The organism is Streptomyces sp. NPDC051662 (assembly GCF_040681655.1).
Classification (GTDB): Bacteria; Actinomycetota; Actinomycetes; order Streptomycetales; family Streptomycetaceae; genus Streptomyces.
Genome location: NZ_JBFAZD010000007.1, coordinates 334463 through 356274, shown reverse-complemented (window position 1 = coordinate 356274; position 21812 = coordinate 334463). Strand labels below are relative to the sequence as shown.

At 71.0% G+C, this 21812-nt stretch carries 17 protein-coding genes and 1 pseudogene; 3 read left to right on the top strand and 15 right to left on the bottom strand.

The features are described 5' to 3' along the window. Positions 1 to 3 precede the first annotated feature (3 nt). Together AB0M67_RS14925 and AB0M67_RS14920 are read right to left on the bottom strand one after the other, a co-directional pair. Positions 4 to 186 (bottom strand): annotated as a pseudogene (locus tag AB0M67_RS14925) (NADP-dependent oxidoreductase); the annotation flags it as partial. Positions 187 to 308: 122 nt separating this feature from the next. Continuing rightward, complete coding sequence (locus AB0M67_RS14920) at positions 309 to 2180, bottom strand: potassium transporter TrkA (RefSeq protein ID WP_365745759.1); 1872 nt, start codon at positions 2178 to 2180, stop codon at positions 309 to 311. A 384-nt stretch (positions 2181 to 2564) separates the two neighbouring features. Here AB0M67_RS14920 and AB0M67_RS14915 point away from each other — a divergent pair, with 384 nt between their 5' ends. Further along, entirely contained in the window at positions 2565 to 3467 is a 903-nt protein-coding gene (locus AB0M67_RS14915) for a S1 family peptidase (protein ID WP_365745758.1), read from the top strand. Between the two features lie 92 nt (positions 3468 to 3559). Here AB0M67_RS14915 and AB0M67_RS14910 read toward each other — a convergent pair whose 3' ends face one another. The 3 genes from AB0M67_RS14910 to AB0M67_RS14900 form a co-directional block, all read right to left on the bottom strand. After that, positions 3560 to 3790 (bottom strand): hypothetical protein, encoded by a 231-nt coding sequence (locus AB0M67_RS14910; protein WP_365745757.1) that lies wholly within the window; start codon positions 3788 to 3790, stop codon positions 3560 to 3562. A 146-nt stretch (positions 3791 to 3936) separates the two neighbouring features. Next, positions 3937 to 4368 carry a TIGR03668 family PPOX class F420-dependent oxidoreductase gene (locus AB0M67_RS14905; RefSeq protein ID WP_365745756.1) on the bottom strand — a complete coding sequence of 144 codons (432 nt, stop codon included), beginning with the start codon at positions 4366 to 4368 and terminating at the stop codon, positions 3937 to 3939. A gap of 16 nt (positions 4369 to 4384) precedes the next feature. After that, positions 4385 to 5209 carry an LLM class F420-dependent oxidoreductase gene (locus AB0M67_RS14900; protein ID WP_365745755.1) on the bottom strand — a complete coding sequence of 275 codons (825 nt, stop codon included), beginning with the start codon at positions 5207 to 5209 and terminating at the stop codon, positions 4385 to 4387. A 525-nt stretch (positions 5210 to 5734) separates the two neighbouring features. Here AB0M67_RS14900 and AB0M67_RS14895 point away from each other — a divergent pair. After that, positions 5735 to 7396 carry an ATP-binding cassette domain-containing protein gene (locus tag AB0M67_RS14895; RefSeq protein ID WP_365745754.1) on the top strand — a complete coding sequence of 554 codons (1662 nt, stop codon included), beginning with the start codon at positions 5735 to 5737 and terminating at the stop codon, positions 7394 to 7396. 88 nt (positions 7397 to 7484) lie between these two features. Here AB0M67_RS14895 and AB0M67_RS14890 read toward each other — a convergent pair whose 3' ends face one another. The 8 genes from AB0M67_RS14890 to AB0M67_RS14855 form a co-directional block, all read right to left on the bottom strand. Further along, positions 7485 to 8966, bottom strand: a complete 1482-nt coding sequence (locus tag AB0M67_RS14890; protein WP_365745753.1) for an MFS transporter — start codon at positions 8964 to 8966, stop codon at positions 7485 to 7487. A gap of 208 nt (positions 8967 to 9174) precedes the next feature. Then, positions 9175 to 10446: an extracellular solute-binding protein gene (locus tag AB0M67_RS14885; protein WP_365745752.1), complete on the bottom strand. Its 1272-nt coding sequence runs from the start codon at positions 10444 to 10446 to the stop codon at positions 9175 to 9177. Then, the gene (locus AB0M67_RS14880; RefSeq protein WP_365745751.1) at positions 10443 to 11648 is read right to left on the bottom strand and encodes a hypothetical protein; all 1206 of its coding nucleotides are present in this window, start codon (positions 11646 to 11648) and stop codon (positions 10443 to 10445) included. Before AB0M67_RS14880 ends, AB0M67_RS14885 begins: the two co-directional genes overlap by 4 nt. Further along, on the bottom strand, positions 11645 to 15649 hold the full coding sequence (locus AB0M67_RS14875) for a tetratricopeptide repeat protein (RefSeq protein WP_365745750.1): 4005 nt from the start codon (positions 15647 to 15649) through the stop codon (positions 11645 to 11647). The genes AB0M67_RS14880 and AB0M67_RS14875 overlap by 4 nt, the downstream gene beginning before the upstream one ends. A gap of 5 nt (positions 15650 to 15654) precedes the next feature. Continuing rightward, on the bottom strand, positions 15655 to 16422 hold the full coding sequence (locus AB0M67_RS14870) for an aminoglycoside adenylyltransferase family protein (RefSeq protein ID WP_365745810.1): 768 nt from the start codon (positions 16420 to 16422) through the stop codon (positions 15655 to 15657). Positions 16423 to 16500: 78 nt separating this feature from the next. After that, positions 16501 to 17706 (bottom strand): cysteine desulfurase-like protein, encoded by a 1206-nt coding sequence (locus tag AB0M67_RS14865; RefSeq protein ID WP_365745749.1) that lies wholly within the window; start codon positions 17704 to 17706, stop codon positions 16501 to 16503. 141 nt (positions 17707 to 17847) lie between these two features. Continuing rightward, the gene (locus AB0M67_RS14860; RefSeq protein ID WP_365745748.1) at positions 17848 to 18351 is read right to left on the bottom strand and encodes an O-acetyl-ADP-ribose deacetylase; all 504 of its coding nucleotides are present in this window, start codon (positions 18349 to 18351) and stop codon (positions 17848 to 17850) included. A 43-nt stretch (positions 18352 to 18394) separates the two neighbouring features. Further along, on the bottom strand, positions 18395 to 18868 hold the full coding sequence (locus tag AB0M67_RS14855; protein ID WP_365745747.1) for a TetR/AcrR family transcriptional regulator: 474 nt from the start codon (positions 18866 to 18868) through the stop codon (positions 18395 to 18397). 83 nt (positions 18869 to 18951) lie between these two features. Between AB0M67_RS14855 and AB0M67_RS14850 the strand changes: the two genes are divergently transcribed. Next, positions 18952 to 19590, top strand: a complete 639-nt coding sequence (locus AB0M67_RS14850) for a CGNR zinc finger domain-containing protein (protein ID WP_365745746.1) — start codon at positions 18952 to 18954, stop codon at positions 19588 to 19590. 7 nt (positions 19591 to 19597) lie between these two features. On the opposite strand, the gene AB0M67_RS14845 is transcribed toward AB0M67_RS14850, so the two are convergent. Together AB0M67_RS14845 and AB0M67_RS14840 are read right to left on the bottom strand one after the other, a co-directional pair. After that, entirely contained in the window at positions 19598 to 20494 is an 897-nt protein-coding gene (locus AB0M67_RS14845; RefSeq protein WP_365745745.1) for an alpha-L-glutamate ligase, read from the bottom strand. Then, a complete protein-coding gene (locus AB0M67_RS14840; RefSeq protein WP_365745744.1) occupies positions 20491 to 21447 on the bottom strand; it encodes a hypothetical protein in 957 nt (318 codons plus the stop codon). Before AB0M67_RS14840 ends, AB0M67_RS14845 begins: the two co-directional genes overlap by 4 nt. Between the last annotated feature and the right edge of the window lie 365 nt (positions 21448 to 21812).

Below are 21812 nucleotides of genomic sequence, written 5' to 3'. Positions count from 1 at the left end.
GCGGACGGTGAGGACGCGATCGGGGTCCCCGGTCAGCTCGATCAGGGACGGCAGCGAGCCGCCGCCCGGGGCGGCCTGGTCGGCGCGGTCGATCCGGCCGCCGGTCGGGGCCGTGTCCAGAGCGCGGTCGACGCGGCCCCCGGCCAGTGCGGCGACACGTTCGGCCATACCGTCGCCGTAGCCGGTCACCCGGGTACGGGCGCTCGAACAGCGCGGCGTCGAACTGCGCGAGGCGGTCGCGCCCGCCGGCCCCGAACAGGTGATCACGAACACGGCCGAATCCGGCGGCGGGACTGTGAAGACACGCCCTAGTCCTCGGCGAGGACCACGACCGTATCGCCCTCGGACAGGACCAGGGGCGCGGTCTTGGAGGGGTTGAGATGCACACCGTAGAGCGGCGGCTCGTCGCTCCGCTGTGCCAGCCGGTAGCCGATGGCCGTCTCGCCGCGCTGCTGGGCGGCCACGATCACGGCGGCGAAGTTCGCCTCGGCACCCGGGACAAGATAGCTCGGCGCCGGCTTGAGGTAGATCTCCGAACCCTTGGGGTCGAAGAGGTCGGCGAACACCGCGTACAGATCCCGGTTCTCGCTGAGTTGGGTGAGCAGGAGGCTGATCACTTTCGTACTGACGATGAAGTCGTCAGCCTTGGTGACCTGCGCGACCTCGCGGTTGGCGTCGTCGTTCATCTCGGTGACGATCGAGTACGGATCGCCGAGCTGGATCTCGATGTCGCGCAGATGCAGCAGGGTGACCAAGGTACGGTCGTCGGCCCGTCGGGGGTCGATCGCGTCGTCCGTCAGCACCACGACATGGCGGTAGCTGTCCAGCCCCAGGGCCTCCAGCGACGGCCGGTGGATGGGGTCGCAGTGCTTGAAGCCGACGGTCAGGTTCTCCCACCGCCCGTTCATGTCCTCCAGCGGTCGCCGTGGGGCCGCGACGTCCACCACGGATCCCGGCTTCACGAGACGGTCGAGCAGTGAAATGATCTTCGGGGCTCGCGGGTTCCAGCCGATCACCAATGTCCGGTCCGGTAAGGGGGACCGCACCTGGGCGGTCCTGATCGCCGACCGCGGGACCACGGGCCGTACGGTCGCCCGCTTGATGAGCAGATCGTCCTCGGCGAGTACCAGCAGCCGGTCTCCGCCCTCCATGACCGTGTCCATGGCCGGGTTGACGAGTATCTCCCCGTCCTCGCGGTGCAGTCCGATGGGTACGCCGAGCTCGAACGCGTTCAGAGATTCCCCGTAGGTGGAACCGGTCAGCCCCGGTTCGGCCCAGGGGTAGATCTCATTGCCTATGAAGCTGAGCAGTTCGTTGAAGACGGTGGACAGCCCGGACTGCCGGTGGGACTGCACGATCAGTCGTACGGCGATGTCGTCGACATCGATCACCAGCGCGGTCTCGCCCGCGGCCAGCCGGGCGGCGGCCAGATTCGGGGAGTTCTGCACGGCCGCCACCACATTCGGGCGCGCCCCGCGCCATGTTCGGTTGTTCAGGAGCAGCAGCACCTTGATGACATCGATATCGCTGTCGTCCCCGACGGGCGGCAGCACGATGATCGCCTTGGCGGTGTCCGGACTCACCAGCTCCAGATCGCCGCGTTGCAGTGGACTGCCGGAGCGGCAGATGACCCGCGTCTTCCCGGTGTCCGGGATCCGCCGCCGGATCTCGTCGTCCATGTCGACCTTGTCCCGGTCGGCGAGGATCACCACACAGGACCGGCGCTCGCTCTGATTGGCCTCCGCCAACTCGGCGATCACGGTGAAGATCTGATCCGACCAGCCCAGTACGATGGTGTGCCCGTGCTCGATCAGACGTGACTTGCCCTTGCGCAGCTCCTGGATCCGGGTCTCCAGACCGGTCGTCAGCACACCGATGAGCGCGCTGACGATGAAGATCCCTCCGATGGTCACTGTCAGCATGAGGATCAGAAACAGCGGCTGCCCAGTGTCCCCGCCCATCGTGCCCGGATCGAGGGTGCGCAGCAGACTCATCCAGACGACGCCCGGCCAGCCGCCGTTCTCTTCCGTGTCTTCGTGCGCCGCGACGACCACCACACTGGAGACCAGGGTGATCAGCCCCAGCGAGGCAAGCCCCAGCCAGCCGATCAGCGCGGGTGTGCCACGGTCCATCGTCCCGTCGAACCAGTACCGCAGTCGCGCGCTCAGCGTTCTTTGCATACGGAATCCCTCCCTAGCCCCATTCCGCCGAGGGGCCCAACAGGGCCGCGAGGGCGGCGTGTTACGCCCCGATGATCTCTCCCCGGCTCCGTGCCACGCCAATCGGCTCCGTCTCCGAGCCGTGCCGACGCGACGCCGAGGTGATGCCGACGCGGCGAGACGTGACGCCTATGTGATGCCGCCCCGACGCGACGCGACGGAAGCGCGGGGACGAAGCGACTCCACGGCCAAAAGCCGCCCTTGCGCGGCGAGTTGAGGCCCCCGATACTCCCGAGCAACACCGGCCGGGGGCGCGCGGTCCGGCCGGGGCGCACGGCCGCCCACGCCGCGCCTCACGGGCCCGCATCCCTCGGAGGGCCCCCGATTCCCCGGGAGACACGCCAAGTGAGGATCACCCACACCTTTCGCCACGCTCGCGTACCCGGACGTCCCCGTCTGCTCGCCGTCGCCACGGGGCTGGCCGCAGCCGTCGCACTCGCGGTCCCCGCCGCCGACGCCGTGACCGTCACCGACGTACCCGCCGCGAACAGGCTCGCCGCCACCGCCGACGCGGTCCTGGACGCCGGTGTGGCGGGCACCGCCTGGTACGCCGACCCTGCGGCCGACACCGTGGTCGTCACCGCGGACAGCACCGTATCGCCCGCGCGCACCGCCGCGATCGAGCGGGCGGCGGGCCCCAACGCCGACGCGCTGCGCATCGAGCACTCACCCGGCCGGCTCTCGACCCAGCTCTCCGGCGGTGACGCCATCTACTCCACTGGCGCGCGCTGTTCGGCCGGTTTCAATGTCGTCAGCGGCAGTACGTACTACTTCGTGACCGCGGGACACTGCACCAGCGGCCGGTCGACCTGGTACACCAACGCCACGGGGACCACGCTCATCGGCTCCACCGTCGGGTCCAGCTTCCCCACCCATGACTACGGCCTCGTGCGCTACACCAACCCCGGGGTCCCCGCCTCCGGCACGGTCGGAAGCGTCGACATCACCGGCGCGGCCCAGGCCACCATCGGTATGGCCGTCACCTTCCGCGGCGCCGTCTCCGGCGTCGTCAGCGGTGTCGTCACCGGCCTCAACGCCACGATCAACTACGGCAGCGGCGACATCGTCACCGGCCTGATCGCCACCAACATCTGCACACAGCCCGGCGACAGCGGCGGAGCGCTCTACTCCGGCGACCGCGCCATCGGGGTGCTCTCGGGCGGCACCGGAAACTGCTCAAGCGGCGGAACGTCGTACTTCCAGCCCATCATCCCGGTGCTGAACGCGTATGGCGTCAGCGTCTACTGACCGGATCGACTGTCTCTGAGGAGCGTGCGCGAAAACGCCAACCGCCCTCTGCGCTCGGCGCAGAGGGCGGGGCAGCAACGGCAGGGCGAATGTCAGAAGTGGAGGAAACCGAACCAGGTCTCGACCTGGAACGCCGAGAACCCGGCCTCGGTGATTCCCGCGTCGCCGCCCAGGTTTTCGTAGTGACCCGAGCCGCCCTCCGCCCCGAAGTGGCCTGCCGCGGCGGACGCCTCGTGACCGTCCCAGGCAGACGCCGAACCGGCGCCGCCCAGCAGAGCGGTGGCGGCGAGGGCGGTGGCGGCGAGCGCCGTACGGATACGCATGTGAGCTCCCTACGTCGGGTGAAGCGAACATCGGATGCATGCCCTGGTATACCGCCTTTTCGACAGGATCCGGTGCTATGTCACCCGCTCGGCCCATCAGAACAGGACAAGCGGCTGCCGCTGTGATCCGGTGCCCGGGCCTCCTCTCAGGTGGCGTGCCATCCGGACCAGCGAGTCACCGCGATCTCCACCACGGGTCCTTCCGGCGGGCGGTCGGCGTACTGCCGCTGGTACTTCCGCGTCAGCAGGCTCACGTACCGCGCGGACGCCGCCGAGTCCGCGGCCGGTGGCAGAACGGTGGCTGTTCCGTCCGCGCGCGCCCACCACAGGCGGTCCCAGTCCTCGTCGTAGCCGTCGACGAGGAGACAGACCTCGGGGTGGGCGCGGATGTTGACCAGCCGCTTCAGCCGGGTCGACCGCTTCGGCTTGTGGTCCACCGCGAAGGCCAGGGTGTCGCCGGTGAGCGCGAAGACCGCGGGTACCAGATGCGGGCGGCCGGAGGCTTCGACGGTCGCGAGCCGGGCGATCCGGGCCCGGGCGAAGTGTTCCCGGGCCCCGCCGCTCGTCATGCTCGGCATCGCGGCATCCGACGGCTCACCGGAAGCGCTCCGCTACGCCGGCGATCTCGTCCAGGTATGCCAGCGTCCCGGCCTCCGGCATCGTCGGCAGATAGAAGAGCAGCCGCTCCACATCGAGCCGGGTGTACTGCTCGACGATCTCGGGCTCCTTCTCCACCGCGTAGACGGTCACGGGCACGTCCCGGCCGGCGACGCCTCGCATCCGCTCGATCTTCGGGGCGAGTTCCCCGGCCCCCGTGCTGTTGGCCAGCCAGGCGTCGCCGAAGGCGGCCACGCGCTTGAAGGCACCCTCGCCACCGCCCACGTAGATGGGCGGGTGGGGGCGCTGGACCGGCTTCGGCCACGAGTAGACCGGATCGAAGTCGACGAACTCCCCGTGGAACTCGGCCTTCTCCTTCGTCCACAGCTCGCGCATGGCCTGGAGCCGCTCGTCCACGAGGCGGCCCCGGGTGCGCGGGTTCGCGCCGTGGTTCTCCATCTCCTCCTCGTTCCAGCCGATGCCGACCCCGAAGACACATCTCCCGGCGGAGACGAGGTCCAGGGATGCCACCTCCTTGGCCGTGATGATCGGGTCCCGCTGGACCACCAGTGCGATGCCGGTGCCCAGCAGGATCCGCTCGGTCACCGCGGCGACCGCGCTGAGCGCGACGAACGGGTCGAGAGTGCGGTAGTAGATCTCCGGCAGCTCGCCGCCGCCGGGGTACGGCGTACGGCGGTCCGCCGGGATATGGGTGTGCTCGGCGATGAACAAGGAGTCAAGCCCTCGCTCCTCGATCGCGCGCCCCAGCGGGGTGGGTGCGATGCCCTGGTCGGTGATGAAGGTCGATACGCCGAACTTCACAGCGGCTCCCTCGGATTCCGGGTTCTCGGGGGTGATGGATCGTCGCGGATTCACGGGGGCCCGCGAGCTCGCGATCAGGGGCCACGTACCCCCATGGGCCCCGGCACAACAATCCGTACGGCCGACCGGCCGATCCCGGTGGACTCCAGCGGGCCGAGGAGCGGTGAGCTACCGGGCACCAGTAGGACCGCCGCGCCCACAGCCCGCTCCCTGGGTGCCGCACGCAAAAGCTTTGCCTTTCGCCGGACGGGTCGTTATGGTTTTTCACGGTCCTGTTGTCTCCGATTGAGGTGGACGTTGCGCATCTGAGGTTCGCGATCACCGCGCCGTACGGCTCTCGCCGTACGTCTGTCACGCCGTAGCGGCACTCGTGCCGCCCGTGACACCCGCGTGGAAGCGACCTCGGTGCAGGGCCGTCCTCTCCATCTCTCGGACCGCCGCACCCTCCTTTTCCCGGTTTGGTCGCCGCGTGGTGCTCGCATACGAAGCCCCCCGTCCACCGCGCTTTCGACTGCGAGAGATCCCATGGCGACACCCACCGCCCCCAGCACCTCCCTGACCTGCTCCGCTCTGTCCTTCCAGTGGCCCGACGGCACCACCGTCCTCGACGGGCTGTCCCTCACCATCGGCCGGGGCCGCACCGGTCTCGTCGGTGCCAATGGCGCGGGCAAATCCACACTGCTTCGGCTCCTGGCCGGCCTGCTGCGCCCCTCCCAGGGGTCGGTGAGCGCGGGCGGCAGCCTCGCCCACCTTCCCCAGAACGTCACCCTCGACACCGCCCTGCGCGTCGACGAGGCCCTGGGCATCGCCGAGCGGCGCGGCGCGCTGCGCGCCATCGAGGCCGGCGACGTCCGCGAAACACACTTCGAGACGATCGGCGACGACTGGGACGTCGAGGAACGTGCTCTGGCGACCCTGGGCTCCCTCGGCCTCGGCGACGTCGAACTCGACCGTACCGTCGGCCAGATGTCCGGCGGGGAGACCGTCCTGCTGCGGCTGGCCGCCTTGCTGCTGGAACGTCCCGACATCCTCCTGCTGGACGAGCCGACCAACAACCTCGACCTGTCCGCGCGCCGCAGACTGTACGAGGCCGTCGACTCCTGGCGCTCCGGCGTACTCGTCATCGTCAGCCACGACCTCGAACTGCTCGAACGCGTGGACCGTATCGCCGAACTGCGCGCCGGCTCCGTGAGCTGGTACGGCGGCGGCTGGTCCGCCTATCAGGAAGCCCTGGCCACCGAGCAGGAAGCGGCCGGGCGGATGCTGCGGGCCGCCGAGGCGGACGTGCGCCGGCAGAAGCGTGAGCTGGAAGAGGCCCAGGTCAAGATTGCCCGGCGCCAGCGGCACAGCAAGAAAATGGACGCGCAGCGGCGGGCCCCGAGGATCGTGGCGGGCGAACGGAAACGTAACGCGCAGGAATCGGGCGACAAGCTGCGCGGCCTGCACGAGGACCGGCTGAATGAGGCGCGCGAGCGCCGGGAGGAGGCCTCGGACGCGATCCGTCATGACGCGGAGATCCGTGTGAGCCTTCCTCATACGGCCGTGCCCGCGGGCCGCACCGTCCTGAGCCTGCGTGAGCTGCGGCCCCGGTTCGGGGGGCTGCGCGAGGGGAACCTCCAGGTGCGGGGGCCCGAGCGGATCGCGCTGGTCGGGCGCAACGGCGCGGGCAAGACCACGTTGCTGCGTACGCTCACCGGGGAGTTGGCCCCGCTGTCCGGCGAGGCCAGGACGTTCGTACCGGTGCGGTTTCTGCCGCAGCGTCTGGATGTGCTGGACGACGAGCTGAGCGTCGCGGCGAACGTGGCCCGGTTGGCTCCCGGGGTGACCGACAACCACATCCGCTCCCAGCTCGCGCGATTCCTGTTCAAGGGTGCGCGCGCCGAGCAGCAGGCGGGCACGCTCTCCGGCGGAGAACGCTTCCGGGCCGCGCTCGCGGCGATGATGCTCGCCGCGCCCGCCCCGCAGCTGCTGATGCTGGACGAACCGACCAACAACCTCGACACGTCGAGTGTGCGGCAGCTGACGAGCGCGCTCGCGTCGTACGAGGGCGCGCTCCTGATCGCCTGCCACGATCTGCCGTTCCTCGAAGCGGCCGGCATCACCCGCTGGCTGCTCCTCTCGGAAGAGCTCCAGGAAACCACCGCGGAAGAGGTCCGCGGTCTGCTGGAGGCGCCGGAAGCCGGCTGACGCGGTCGCCCGCCCGCCGCCCGCCGCGAACCGCTCGCCCTGAACCGGCTCGGGGGCGCATCCCGTTGGATGCGCCCCACTCGGCCGCTCAGGTCTTACGGATCGCGGCGAGCAGAGCCGGTGAGTGGTAGGCCGTCGAGGGTCCGGACAGCCAGGATTCCAGGTCCGGTGGCTCGGGACGGGCGCCGCCCAGGGCGTAGAGGCCCACCAGGAGCAGCGCGCCGATGACGGTGAGCGCGAGTGTGATCGCCACGACGAAGTGGAAGCCTTCGGCCAGGCCGATGGTCAGGGCGAGATGCAGCAGGACCGGCCCGACCAGGAACGCCGCTTCCGAGCGCAGCAGTTCGACCAGGGCGAAGGTCGGGCCGATCTGTGCCGACGGTACGGAGAACCCGGCCAGGAACAGTCCGGGCGTCACGCCCGCGCCCGCGCCGAACCCCAGGAAGAGCGCGGCGACGGGGACGACCGCGGAGGCGTTCGTCGTGGACGCGGTCAGCAGGACCCCGGCGCCGATCGCCAGGCTGATGGTGCCCGAGAGGGCCAGATGCGGGGTCCAGCGGGTCGACACCAGCCGCCGGAACAGTACGGCGGCCACGAACACGCCGACGATCTGGGGCGTGACAAGGACCCCGACGCGCAGTGGCGCGTAGTGCGCCTCCCTGGTCAGAAAGGCCTCGGTCAGTTCCAGCAGCGAGGTGAAGCACGCGCCGACGAGCATCGCGTTGGCCATTCCGACGACCGGCAGTGTGTTGCTGATGGGCCGCACCGGCATCAGCGGAGTGGTCTTTCTGTACTGACCTCCCACCAGGAGCACTCCGCAGATCAGCCCGCACACGACCGGCACGGAGAACGCGGGGTCGCTGAACGAGCCACGGGTCAGCCACGAGACGCCGAAGAACGGCAGCGTGGTGGTGGCGAGCGCGAGCGGAATGGCGGTCCAGTCGAACCGTGCCCTGCGGGCGGGTGGTTCGTTGCCCTCGAACGTCAGGGCGCCGATCGTCAGTCCGATCGCCGCCAGCGCGGCGAGGCCGGCGAACAGTCCTCGCCAGCCACCCAGGCTGCCGACGAGCCCGCCCACCAGCGGCCCGAACGCCACCATGCCGAACAGCCCGAGACTGACAACGGCCCCGGTCGTGGCAAGCCGCTCGACGGGGTGTCCCGTAACCAGCGGTGGCAGCGCCGAGACCAGCAGCATGCCGGTGAACAGGCCCTGAAGGACCACTCCGGCCGTGAACAGGCCGGCGTTCGGCGCGCTGAGCGCCAGCACCGAACTGAGCACGAAGCCCGCCTCACAGATGAGGTAGATCCGGCGACGCGCCACACGCTGGACGAGGTCCGCGGCGGCCACCGCGCCGAACGCGTACGCCGCGTTCGACATGCCACTCGCGAGTTGGAGCTCGAAGCGCGTCGCGCCGATGTCTCCCATGATCCGCGGTTCCATCAGGGCGGTGGCCGTGGTGAGGATCAGATACGGGCTCAGCGCGAGCAGGGAGAGCGCCACCGCCGCGGGATAGCGCCCGGCCAGCGGAATCCGGCTGAACAGACGCGGCGAGGGTGAGCTGAACCGCAAGGACGCCTCCGGGGCCGAGAGGGAAGGGCCGCGGACCGTTGGCGCGCCGGGCACCGGCCTCTGTGCCGTCCTCGTGGTGCGACACCCGAGATCCGGCCGGGCCGCCGGCTCAGCGTACGTCCGTACGCCGCGCGCCCCGGACTGACACGCCCGCGCGCCGGGGCACGCCCACGGGAACCCGTCGGCGCGCTGTACGCCGCGGGCCGGCTCAGCCGTCCGGGAGCCCCCCGCACAGATGGTCTATGGCGAAGGCGCCCGCCTCCCGCTGCAACCGCCGTTCCGCCTCCAGCTGTCGCAGCAGTCCGTCGAGCAGCTTGTCGTCGCGCGGGTTCTGGAGGAATTCCAGTACGGCCCGCTGGAAGGCCCCTCGGAGCGTCGACGGCATGGCGTCGGAGGCGTCGAAGCAGAGCTCGTCCGCCTCCCGGAACAGTTCCAGGACCTTCGCGGTGCCCGCCGTCAGGGCTCCTGGGCCCGCCGTGCGGTCCGGAAAGATGGGGCGCTCCGCGGGTTTCGCCGCGGCGGCCCAGTCGTCACGGGTCTCCCGCGATGTCAGCTGCCCCATGAGCTTCCAGGCCGCGTCGCTCGGTGTGAAGACGGCCGCCATGTCGCCCGAGACCTCGAACGCCTTCTGAGGGGCCGGCAGACCGGGGACGATGTCGGAGGTGGGCGCGGGCAGTACGTCATTGCCGTAGTGGCGGCGGATGAAGGAACCCTGGTGCTCCAGGGTGCAGTCGCCACTGTTCAACAGGCCGTGCCGGCCCTGGAAGGAGGTGGCGAGCGCCTCCTTGCCCGCGTTGCCACCGCCCGCCGTCAGCAGCGTCCGCCAGGACCGCCATGCCTCCCTCACCGGTCCGTCGTCCCACTCCAGATCGCCGGTGGCCCATCGCTCGTACACGGACGGTCCGTACCGCTGGAGCAGCAGATCCTCGATCCAGTCCGTGCCCGGCCAGCCGGATGTGGCGCCCGATGCCATGCCCAGGCACCACGTGGGGTCCCCGGCCGCGTCCCTGTCATCGGGACGGCTCCATACGATGCTCTTGAGGTCGACCCGCACCGGCACCCAGTACGAGTGCTGGCGCTGCTCGCCGTCCTTGTCCTTGAGGGTGATCCTCGGTGACCACGGTCCGATGGCCGCCCCCGCCACGCCCTCCGGCAACGGCCGCGCGTCGCCGTCGCGCGCGTACTCGGCCAGCTCGCCCTGGCCGTTGAGGATCGCCACATCGGGCGAGGTGTCCGTCCGTAGCTGGGCCACGAGCGTCTCGCGCAGGGAGCGCGTGCCCTCGTAGACGTAGGTGTCTCCCGTCCGCTCACTGATCTTCTTCAGCGTGTCCACGAAAGGCTGTTCCTCACCGTCGGTCCACGGGCCGAGCACCACCAGCGTCCTGTCCTCCTCGGTCGAGCAGCCGCTCGACACGAGCGCGGCCATGGCGAGCAGGCAGCCGGCCAGCGCGGCGCGGAACGGGGGGCTCGTGGTTCTCATGGGGACCTCCAGTGGATCGCCAAGTGCCTCCGGCCGTAGTGGAAGAGTGTGAAACCGCAGGCCACGGTGGTCGCACCGGCGAGGGCCAGGGCCAGACCCGCGGCCGGCGCCGAGGCGCCCGGGTGCGTGTCACGCAGGTTCGCGGCGAGCCGCTCGTCCTCCTCCTCGATCAGGGTGTCGGTGTCGATCTCGCTCTTGATCTCTTTCTTGATCCCGTCACCGGCCGCGTGCGGCACCGCGATGTCCCCGAGGTTTTCGGCCGTGCGCTGTACGTGCAGCTGGGCGCGGTGCTGGCCGGCGGCGCCGAATCCCAGCACGACGAGCACCAGCAGGACAGGAACCGCGTACACCGTCAGCAGCGGGCTCCGTATGCGCAGCTGGCCCCGGACGAAGTTGAGCGTGCCCACGACGGTGAGCGTGAAGACCAGCGCCGCCAGCCCCGCCGCCGACGCCGCGCCCACCGGCAGCGCGGTCCAGGCCGAGAGGTCGTCCACATCGGCACGCAGGTCCGCCTCCAGACTCCTGATGCGATCGAGGAGTGCCGGGGAGGTGGCGTCGATGGGACCCGTGCCGCTGCCCAGCAGGCCCGCCGCGTACTCCATGCCGGCGCCGCGCAGTACGTCGCTCTCGTAATGGCTGTCGGCCCAGTTGATCCAGTCGTCGTAGGCGACGACCAGCCCCGAGATCACCCGGACCTCCTGGTCCTGCGCCTTGCTCAGGGCCTTGGTCTGCGCGGCGTTGTTCAGGCTCTGCGACGCCTCGGTCAGCAGGGAGGGGTACCGCTCGCCGAGCCCGACGAGCGCGGTCTGGGCCAGTGGCTCTTCCCCGCCCTTGCCGAGCCGGCGCTCGGCCTCGTACCGCGCCAGCGTCAGCGAGATCCTGGCATGGGTCAGTTCGACCAGGGCCGGGGCGTAGCGGTCGCGGAGCTGTCCCGTACGGCCCTGGAGGTCGAAGTACGCCGTGGCCGCCAGGGCGAGAACCGTGAACGCGACGGCGGGCAGCAGCAGCATCCGGCCTAGCAGGAACTGCGCGGTGGACCGCCGGTCGCCCGAGGGTGTGCGCCCGGACGCCCAGCGCCACAGCGCCCGCCCCGCGACCCGCCAGTTCACTCGGCGCCAGAAGCGCGCGAACGACCGCGCGACGCGTCCGCCGGGCTCCCCGGCGGGCCGGTCACGGAGGCGGCGCCCGAATCGGCGGCTCATCTCCGCTCCCCGGTCGTGGTGGCGCCCGCCGGGCCGGAGGACCGGCCGCGGAGCCAGCCGCGGAACAGGCCGCGGCGCGGTTCACCGCGGCGGTGGCTGAAGGCGTAGGGGCGGGTGCGGTACGCGTTGTCGACCAGGGCCTCGGCCAGCTCCCGGTCCTCGGGCCGTGCGGTGAGCGGCACTTGCTCGGAGAGCCGCAGATAGCAGGCCGCGAGCTGTTCGCGCAGTTCCCGTGCCGTGACCGGGGCGGGGATCGTCTCGGGCAGCTCCGCCAGCTCCGCGTGGAGCGTGGCCAGCGGCCCGGACTCCGCTTCGGCCGCCTCCGGCGCCTTTCCGCCGTGGCCCTGTCTCCCGCGGTCCCGAACCGTATGGCTCGGCTCACTCTCCCGAGCGGTCGTGACCAGCCGGAGCAGCAGCTCCTGCAGATCGGCGCGGAGCCGTTCCTGCGCGTGCCGGTCGGTCAGGCCCTCCTTCAGGGTCAGCCGGTGCAGGGCCACCCACGCCTGTCTGGCCGAGGCCACGGACGGCGGCGAGCCGTCGGCGGGCGGGTCGGCGAGAATGCGCACCATGGCCGTCCGGGCGGCGGTGCGATGGCGCGAATCGGCGGGGACGGCTTCGAGGCAGTCGAGGGCGAGCCGCGGTTTCCGGTCGGCGAGATGGATACGGGCGAGACCGAAGGCAGCGCCGCCCAGGGCGTGATTGCGGTGCCACACGGCCCCGTACAGCACCATGGCCTCCTTCGGACTGCCGAGCACCTCGTGGCAGTAGCCGAGAGCCAGTTTGGGCGCGTACTCACCGGGGATCGCCGCGTAGACCCGGTCGAAGCACTTCAGCGCGGATTCCACCCGGTCACGGGCGAGATGGAGCAGTCTCTGATGCCAGTGCAGCCGCCAGTCGTACGCGGCGAGAGCGCCGACGGCGACCCGGGCCCGCGTCAGCTCCCGTTCGGCGGCGGCCCGTTCCCTGACGGCCTCGGCGGGATGGTCGCGGGCGATTTCCAGATGGAGCCGGCAGCGCAGCAGGGCCCGTTCGGGAGACTCGTCCCAGGCGCTGCTGAGCTGGAGCAGTCCGGCCGGATCGTCGTACGAAGTGCGCTGTAACTCTGTCCAGTTCTCGTCGGCGTCGTCCGGTTTGGGGACCGGCAGCCCAAGAGCGACCTCCGTGGGTCTCGGTGGCCAGGCCGTCAGCCGGCGCTTGCCGTTGCCGCCGTGTCGCCACTGCTCAAGAGGCGGGGCCTTGCCGAGCTCGCCGTCGAGGGCGGCGGGCGCCGCGGCGAAGAGCGGTGACGGCTCGAACGTCTCTTCTCCTATCCGCAGCGAGCGCAGCTCACGCAGTACGCCGCGGAGCTGGACGGACATCTCCTCCGCGGTGGCGAACCGCTCCTCGGGCAGGGGCGCCATGGCGCGGCTCAGCGCCCTTCGCAGCGATGTCGTACCGAGACCGGAGGGGTCCTCGGGGACCCGGTCGAGCAGCGCCTGGAGAACGGCGCCGACGGCATACAGATCGGCCGATACGGTCATGTTGGTGGAGGTGCGCAGCTCGGGGGCCGGATAGGTCACGGGCCCTGGGGAACCGATCTTCCGCACGCCGGCGACATCGATCAGCTTGATGCCGTCGCCGCAGTGGATCACATTGGTGAGGGACAGGTCACCGTAGACGAACTCCCTCTCGACGTGCAGATACGTGAACGCGTGCAGGATGCGCAGCCCGTAGACGGCGATGAACTCGTGGACACGGTAGTCGTGGAACGGCGCGACGCGCTGGGCGATCTGCTCGGCGACCCAGGCCAGCGGCGCGCCGTCGGCGAACTCCATCACGATGAACTTCGCGGTGTTCGCCGGGTGGCCGGGGTGCTTGGCGTAGTTGAAGACCTTGATGATCGACGGGTGGTTGAGGCTGACGAGCCGCAGACGCTCCGTCAGGGCGGTCTTCGTGGCGCTCGGATCGTCGGGATCGCGTACGCCCTTGAGCGCCACGGCCCGCTCTTCGAGCATCTGGTCGCGGGCGAGATACACCTGCCCGTAGCTGCCCTGGCCGAGCCGGCCGACGACCCGGTACTGCTGGTGCAGTTCCTGCCCGCGTACGAGACCGGGATCGGAGTCAAGACCGGGACCGGGCCCGGGCCCGGCGACGGGCGCGCGTGGCGGACGGGTCCGGGCTTCGAACTCGTCGCCGTACTCCGGCTGGTGGTCGGGCTCGGGCTCGGGCTCGACGAAATCGTCGGGATTGCCGACGGTGACATGCGGGAGGTCGGTGAGTCCGTCGCCCGGCGGGAGTACGACGTATCCCCGTGGAGTGTGCGGCAGATCGAGCGACTGTACGGCGTCCTCGACAGCGGTGGTCAGCCGGAACAGCTCGTACGCGACGACCGCGCTGTTGCGCAGCACGTCTCCCTGGCGCAACTCGGCCAGTCGCGCCGCGAGCTGACTTGCCGACGACTCGGGGTCACGCACGGCCCGCCACCCCGTCCTCGTCTGCTGGAGCCGGCGGCGCCTCCTCTCCAGACCGGCGAGCACGGTCAGCCGCCCGGCGATGGCCGCCGCGCGACGTTCCGCCCAACTCGGGTCGAGCAGTTCACCGGTGACGCGCTCCAGCAGTGGGGAGTGGGGATCGCGGAAGACGAGCAGCAGTCTGCTGTGGCCGGGTTTCAGCAGAGCGCGGAGCAGGGGCAGGGCCGCCTCTCCCTCCGGGGCGACCCGGTCGACGGAGAGGAACGCGGCGGAGAGCGGCGGGCACTCCTCGGCGATCCGCTCCAGCAGTACGGCGGTTCCGGCGGCCGGTGACGTACGGTCGCGCAGACCGGCCCGGGCCGCCGTGCGGGCGACAAGCTGCTCGGCCGTCCAGCCCGTCGCGTCCAGCGCGATATCGATCGAGCCCGCCTGCGGATCCATCGGTCCACCGGTGCGTACCGCCCGCGGATTGCGCTCACGATCGGCGAGGATGAGTGTCGAGTGGATGGCGAACAGGGCGTCGTGGTCTCCGTCATGGGCGAAGGCCAGCTCCACGGGCTCCGCCACGCGGTCGGGAACCGCGGCCACGTCGAGAGAGGTCGTAGCCCCGGCCCCCGCACCCGGTGCGCTCGTACGCGCCCCCGCCCCCGCTCCCGCTCCCGTCTTCGTGCCCGACCCCGACGGCGCTCCCGACCGGGCTCCCGTGCCCGTGCCTGCCGTGCCCGCGGTGCCTGTGCCTTTCACGGGGCCGCCGTCGCTGAGCCACCGGGTCATCGTCCTGCGCAGCCCGAGGGCGCGCTCCGAACTCCCCGGCCCGGGGGCGAGCGGAATGGTGCGCGAGACCGCGCGTGGTCCCGACACCAGCAGATCCAGCTTGTCGGTGGGCAGATGCCTCAGGATCGTCTCGGTCGGGATCACATAGGCGTGGCCCAGGGCGACAGGAAAGCGCTCCGTGCCGTGCTGATCCACGAGAATGCCGATGACCCCGCCCGTACCGCTGTGGACCACACCGCTGCCGCTGAACCCGTGCCGGACCGCGTAGGGCGCGGACTCGGGGTCGAGCTGGACCCACTCGGGGTCGTGGCCGGGCCCGCCGCGCCCCATCAGCCGGGCGTTGATGTGCTCACCGCCCGGTAGATCCACCGGATAGCCGACCGTGTGCACCAGCGCGTCGCGCGCCGGGATCTGGCGGTGGAGCACCGCGGGCTTCACCCGTGGGCTCTCGGCCAGCCGCAGTAGCGCGAGGTCGGCGCTGAAGTGCGAGGTGGGCGGCCGTAGATATTCGGCCAGCACCTCGGCGCGCAGCGGCTCGGGCACCGCGGAGCGCGCGCCCGGGAATTCCGCGTACACCCGCTCCAAGGGCCGGGGCGCGCCGGCGCTTCCTGGACGGCGCTCGGACAGGACGACATGGGCGCAGGTGAGCACCAGCCCACCGGACAGCAGCACCCCCGCGCCGAGCGGCGCCGCCCCGCGGTCCTCCCCCTGGAACAGCCGTACCCGCCAACAATCGTCCGCCGAGAAGTATGCGGAAGTTCCCCCGGTCTCCCTCATACCTCTCAACAATAGCCACGGGGGGTGACATTCGGCCCCGTCGTGCTGTGTTCGATCGCCGCCACGACATGTTCGGCGTGCGCGCGGACGTACGGCAGAAGGTCGTCCCAGCGCTCCTCCTCGTCTCCGAGGTAGATGGCACGCGCGCGAGCCAGCGGCGGACGGTGCTCGGCCGGGAGCCGCGCGAGCGCCCAGTCGGCGGCGGTGTCCTTGGAGGCGACCGATCCGGTCACGACGGTCATCCAGACCCTGGCGAGGGTCAGAAGGACGTTGCGGGTGTCCGATTCGAGCTCGGTGAGCAGGTCCGGGACGCCGTCGACGATTCCGCGTACGAGGTCCCCGTGCGGGACGGGGGCGAGTACGTCGCCCGGTGGCGGCCCGGTCAGTGTGGCCTGTCCGAGCAGCACCATCGTGATCAGTGGCGCGAGATCGGGGCTCGGTTCCGACGAAGGCGTCAAGCCCCGCTCGTACGCGTCGCGAAGCCACTCACCGTACTGAAAGTCGCAGCGCGGCGGGTAACTCCACGGGGTGACGTCAGATTGGACGACAACGGTCAACTCGACGGGACGAGCGGGGCCGCGCCCGGCCTTCTGGCCGGAGATCTCCAGCAGCCCGTCGACAAGTGCGCGTCGCTCCTGTGCTGTTGTGTGCCGCCGGACGACGACGAACACATCGATGTCGCTGTGTGGCCGCAGACCGCCGAGTACGGCGGAGCCGTGCAGGTAGCTGCCGATGACGTCGGTGCCGAGCACCGTGTGAACCAGACGGACGATGTCCTCGGTACCCGGACCCGGACCCGGGCCTGGACCTGGGCCCTGGCCCCGTACCGGCGGCGTTTGCGGCTCCACCCGTCAGTCCTCCAGTTCCGCGACAGCCGCCAGCAGCCGGTCCACGTCCGAGCGGTCGTTGTAGTGCACCAGCCCGGCCCGTACCGCGCCGCCGGTGTCCCGGAGCCCGAGCACCCCGGCCAGTTCCCAGGCGTAGCAGTGACCGTCCCAGACATTCACCCCACGGGCCGCCAACCGCTCGGAGACCTCTCTCGGCGTGCGGCCCGCCACCCGGAAGTAGACGGTCGCGGTGCGGTGCGCGGGCTCGCCGTAGAGCGTTACCCCGGGCAGCTCCGTCAGCCCCCGCAGCAGTACGGCGAACAGTTCACGCTCGGACGACTCCACGGCGGCCATCGACCGGAGCAGCCGCTCGCGCCGGTCACCCGGAGCCGGGCCGGCGAGGGCGGCCAGATGGTCGACGGCGGCCGTGACCCCGGCCAGGTCCGCGAAGGGCGCCGTGCCGGTCTCGAACCGGGACGGTACGGCGGCCGGCGAACAGATCAGTTTGTCCGGGCTCAGCGTCTCCAGCAGCCGCGGGTCCGCCGCCACCGCGCCGATATGCGGACCGGACCACTTGTAGGCGCTCGTCGCGTAGAAGTCGGCGCCCAGCGATGCGACATCGACCGGGCCGTGCGGGGTGGCGTGGACCCCGTCGACGAATGTCAGGGCGCCGGCCGCGTGTGCCTTGGCGGAGATCGCCGCGACATCGGGGCGGGTGCCGAGGATGTTGCTGGCCGCCGTCACCGCCACCAGGCGGGTACGGTCGCCCAGCAGCGTGTCGTACTGCTCCACCGGCAGTTCACCGGTCACCGGGTCGGCCTCGGCCCACCGGACGACCGCGCCCGCGCGGGCCGCGGCCTGGAGCCAGGGCCGGATGTTCGCGTCGTGGTCGAGCCGGGAGACCACGATCTCGTCCCCGGGCCGCCAGGTCGACCCGAGAGCCTGGGAGAAGCGGTAGATGAGCGACGTGGTGTTCGGACCCAGGACAACGCCCTCGGGGACCCCGCCGACCAGATCGGCGACTGCTCGGCGGCACTCCGCGACGATCTCCCCCGCGCGCCGACTGGCCGCGAACGAGCCGCCCGCGTTGCCGATCCCGGACCGGTACGCGTCCGTGATCGCGTCGATGACGGCGGTCGGCACCTGCGTGCCCGCCGCGCCGTCGAGATAGGCCGTACCGTCGCTGAGCGCGGGGTAGGACGCGCGTACCGCTGCCACGTCGAACGTCATTGCCGTCAGTTCCTCTCGCTGATGACTCCTGCGGGCCCCAGCCTGGCGCGGACCGCGCCGTAGGGGAAGTGACGCATCCCGTCCCCGGGCGGCACAGCCCCTGGCGGCGGGCCCGGGCGGCAGCCCCGCGCGAACGGCTCGCTACTCCGCGAGGGCGGCTGTCAGCAGGTCATGTGTCTCCCGGTCGAAGGCGATGAGCCGGATCACCTCGACAGAGGTCGGTGACGATCTGACGGTGGCGACCGCGATCCGTGCCGCCCTTTCCGCCGGGAACCCGTACACACCGGTGGAGATGGCCGGAATGGCCATGGTCCCGACGCCCAGTTCGTCGGCGACCTCAAGGCAGCGGCGATAGCAGGAGGCGAGGACGTCGCTCTCACCGTGCTGTCCGCCGCTCCAGACCGGGCCTACGGTATGGATCACATGGGCGATCGGTGGGTCGAGGTCGAAGGCGGGGGTCGCCATCGCGTCGCCCGGCGGGCACGGTCCGATCGCCTCACCCGCTTCGGCCAGTCGCCGCCCGGCCGCGCGGTGAATCGCACCGTCCACGCCGCCTCCGCCCCTCAGCGACGTGTTCGCCGCCGTGACGATGGCGTCCACGTCCTGGCGTGTGATGTCACCCTGTACGACCTCGATCAGAGCCATCCCCCGATGATGCCATCTGACCTGGCACTTCCCCCTCGCGGCGCTACCGCGAGGTGGGTTCGGGGCCCGCCCAGAAGGTGTCGATGGGGTACGGAGTGGCGGCGGCGATCAGCCGACGGGCCGTGAGATGCGCCTTGTCCTCGGCCTTCTCCACGCTGCCCACGGCGTGACCGGCTATCGCTCCCTCGTAGACCAGCAGGAGTTGGTCCACGAGCAGGCCGGGATCAGGCGCGCCCGTCGCCTCGGCCAGCTCCAGCATCCTGGCGCGCAGGGCCCGCTTGTGGGTGGCGGTCACGGAGCGGGCCGGGTGCCGCGGGTCGGCCAGCTCGACCATGGCGTTGACGAGCGCGCAGCCGCGGAAGCCAGGCGATGAGGCCGCCCACGACCGCAGGGCGTCGAAGACGGCGAGGAGCCGGGCGCGGGGGTCGTCACCCGCGTTGTCGACGCACTCGTCGAGTGTCAGCTGCCAGCGGACCTGGCGTCCGTCGAGGTAGGCCAGGAAGGGAGCGGTGTCCATGGTGTTCTCCTCAGCGGTGTTCCCAGCGGTGCCCTGTAATGGGTATAGTTGATTTATTCGGTTACCCTAGCATGGAGTAAGGCTTGAAGATTCCTTTTTCCGATTACAAGCTGGGGGCGGGCGTAGCGACCGATCTGGTCAACACCTCGCCCCTGGTCTGGCGGACGGTGGGCGAGATCCTGACCGGCCCCGCCGCGCTGACGCGCTTCCTGGCCGAGCACGACATCCGCCTCGACGCCCTCACCGACGGCCGGCTGCCGGATGACACCGATCTCGACGAAGTACGCGCCCTGCGTGGAGAGATCCGCGCCATTCTTGAGGCCGGCGCCGAGGAGCGGGTCGTCGAGGCCGCGAGCGCGCTGGTCGGGCGGGGCGGCATCGGACCGTCCCTGTACCGCGACGCCGAGGACCGCTGGCAGTGGTACGTCATGACGTCACCGGACACGTCCGTCGCCGACGAGCTGGCCGTTCTCATGGGCACCGGACTGCTCGGCGCCCTGCGGACCTTGAGCCACGACCGGTTCCGTCACTGCGCGTCGCCGGTGTGCGAGGGGATGTTCGTCGACACCAGCAAGGCCGGGCGCCGTCGCTACTGCATGCCCGAGCTGTGCGGCAACCGGCTCAACGTCGCCAGCCACCGTGCACGCCGGATGGAGAGCACCCGCCGCCGCGCGGACTCGCGGGTCGAGGGCGACACGGACCCGGACACGGACGGCCGGTGAACGGTGATCAGGCAGTCAGTCCAGGTGCCGCCGACCCCCGGGCCGACCCCCGGGCCGACCGCCGCACCGACTGCCGGGCCGCCCGTAGCGCCAGCGCCGCGAGGGCTTCCGGGGCGCCCCTCTGACCGCGTATTCCGGGAAACGCGTTGATGTCCACGATCAGCGGGGTGCCGTCACCCGTGTCGATCACATCGACGCCGTACACCTCCAGCGCGAAAGCGGAACCGACTCCGCGCGCCAAGTCCTGCCAGCCGCGGGGCAGATCGCCGAGTGCGAGCGGGAGCGTGGGGCCCCGCCCGCCCTCGGCCAGCTCCGAGCGGCGCAGGGCCGCGAAGACCCGGCCGTCGATCACCCACAGCTTGTGGTCCCACCCGCTGTTCGCGCTGAACTCCTGGACCACGACCGGCTCCCGGGCCCAGTCGGAGCGCAGTTCGCGCAGCCGCGCGGCGTTGTCGACCCGGGCGACGAGATCGTGCCGTCGGCTGTGCCGGCTCTTGACCACCAGCGGATACGGCAGGTCGCGCTCTTCGGCGAGTCCGGCCAGGCTGGTCACGGTCCGGGTGGCCGCGAACGGCAGTCCGGCGCGCCGGGCCAGACCGGCCATCTCCGTACGGTCCTGGCACAGCGTGGTCGCGGCGGCCGAGTTCAGCACCGGGGCCCCGCGTACCTCGAAGGATCTGGCAAGGGCCAGCGCCCGCGGTGTCCGTGCCTTCAGCAGATAGACGTCGGCGAGCGGGCCGGAAGCGGCCGGGTCCCCGGTCGGGCCGTCGCCCCCCGGCTCCGGAGCCGACTCCGAGTCCGACTCCGGATCGATCGACTCCACCTCATGACGGGGGGTCAGCAGCGCGGTCGTGGCGGCCAGCACCGGGTGATCGGGCCGGGACGTGATCAGACAGATCCTCATCCGGCCTCTCCCGCCGTCGCGGGTATCCGGAACGGAACCCCGGCGGACGTCAGGAGCGATACGGGCTCCGGGACCGGAACCGGCTCGGACACCGCCTCCGGCAGCGGAAACGGGTCAACCGCCGCCGTACCACGGGCGCTACCGCCCGTACGCGCCAGCTCAAGGACCGCCCTCGCCACACGCACCGTCGCGTCAGGCACGCGCCGGAAGCTCGGGAAGTCGTTCACATCGACGATGACCGGACCGTCCGGTCCCAGCAGCACATCCACACCGAACAGATCGAGCCCGTAGACCTCCCCGGCCTCCGCGACCATCCCCGCCACCTCCGCCGGCAGCGGAACGGAACGTTCCCGCTGGGACTGCCCGGGGTGCAGCGGTGAGGACCGTTCCGTCGCGAACAGTTCACCGCCCACCCCGTACACCTTTAGATCGACACCGGAGTTGGGTATGTACGGCTGGGCTATCAGCATCCCCTCCCCCGACAGCCCGGCGCTCGCCGCCGCCAGCTGGTCCGGCGACCGCACCAGCCGCACGCCCCGCCCGGAGCTCCCCTCGGCCGGCTTGACCACCAGTGGAAACGCCGCGGCGGGAAGCTCCGCCAGCAACTCGGGGCGCGCGACCGCGTATGTCTCCGGAACGGGAAGTCCCCGGCTGTGGCCGACCACCGCCGCCGCCACCTTGTCCCGTACGCCGCGGATCGACCGCGCGTCGTTCACCGTCGTCAGCCCGACCGCCGCAGCGGCCTCCAGCAACGCCAGCCCCGGCCCCCCGGACACCGTCTTCAGCACCCACGCGTCATGACCGCCCGCCCGTACGGCCTCCGACAACCGCAGCAGTGACGCGCCCGGCCGTACCACGTCCACCCGGTGCCCCCAGCCGGCGAGCTGACCGATCACCTCCACCGGCATGCCGTCGAACCGGTACTGCTCCTCCACCACAAAACAGAGCCTCATCGACCCTCCCCGCAACCCCCGGACACCAACGGACAGCTGACATCTCGAAGACCATGATCTGCCCCACCGTAACCGGGCCCGTCACCAGCCCCCCGCCGGCCTGACCCGTCGTCCGACCGCCCGGACCGTCCTCGCCGGGCCCGCCATCGCCGCGCGGAAGGCGGGGGCGTGCGCGGAAGGCGGAGGCGCGCGCGTCGGTCCGGCCACTCCGTGTCGTGAGGCCGTCACTCTCGGGCAAACCGGGCGGCGCCCCGTCCGGCCCGCACCCCGGGCGTCTGGAGGCGGAGCGGGCAGGCGCTCGTAGACTGTTTGTTTGGAGGTTCTTTTTCACTGAAGGTCCCTTGAAGGCCGTTTCGTCCTCAGGC

Coding starts and splice junctions, on each gene's coding strand:
- AB0M67_RS14920 (WP_365745759.1), bottom strand. CDS start 2,180: ATGCAAAGAACGCTGAGCGCGCGACTGCGGTACTGGTTCGACGGGACG.
- AB0M67_RS14910 (WP_365745757.1), bottom strand. CDS start 3,790: ATGCGTATCCGTACGGCGCTCGCCGCCACCGCCCTCGCCGCCACCGCT.
- AB0M67_RS14905 (WP_365745756.1), bottom strand. CDS start 4,368: ATGCCGAGCATGACGAGCGGCGGGGCCCGGGAACACTTCGCCCGGGCC.
- AB0M67_RS14895 (WP_365745754.1), top strand. CDS start 5,735: ATGGCGACACCCACCGCCCCCAGCACCTCCCTGACCTGCTCCGCTCTG.
- AB0M67_RS14885 (WP_365745752.1), bottom strand. CDS start 10,446: ATGAGAACCACGAGCCCCCCGTTCCGCGCCGCGCTGGCCGGCTGCCTG.
- AB0M67_RS14880 (WP_365745751.1), bottom strand. CDS start 11,648: ATGAGCCGCCGATTCGGGCGCCGCCTCCGTGACCGGCCCGCCGGGGAG.
- AB0M67_RS14875 (WP_365745750.1), bottom strand. CDS start 15,649: ATGAGGGAGACCGGGGGAACTTCCGCATACTTCTCGGCGGACGATTGT.
- AB0M67_RS14865 (WP_365745749.1), bottom strand. CDS start 17,706: ATGACGTTCGACGTGGCAGCGGTACGCGCGTCCTACCCCGCGCTCAGC.
- AB0M67_RS14860 (WP_365745748.1), bottom strand. CDS start 18,351: ATGGCTCTGATCGAGGTCGTACAGGGTGACATCACACGCCAGGACGTG.
- AB0M67_RS14855 (WP_365745747.1), bottom strand. CDS start 18,868: ATGGACACCGCTCCCTTCCTGGCCTACCTCGACGGACGCCAGGTCCGC.
- AB0M67_RS14845 (WP_365745745.1), bottom strand. CDS start 20,494: ATGAGGATCTGTCTGATCACGTCCCGGCCCGATCACCCGGTGCTGGCC.
- AB0M67_RS14840 (WP_365745744.1), bottom strand. CDS start 21,447: ATGAGGCTCTGTTTTGTGGTGGAGGAGCAGTACCGGTTCGACGGCATG.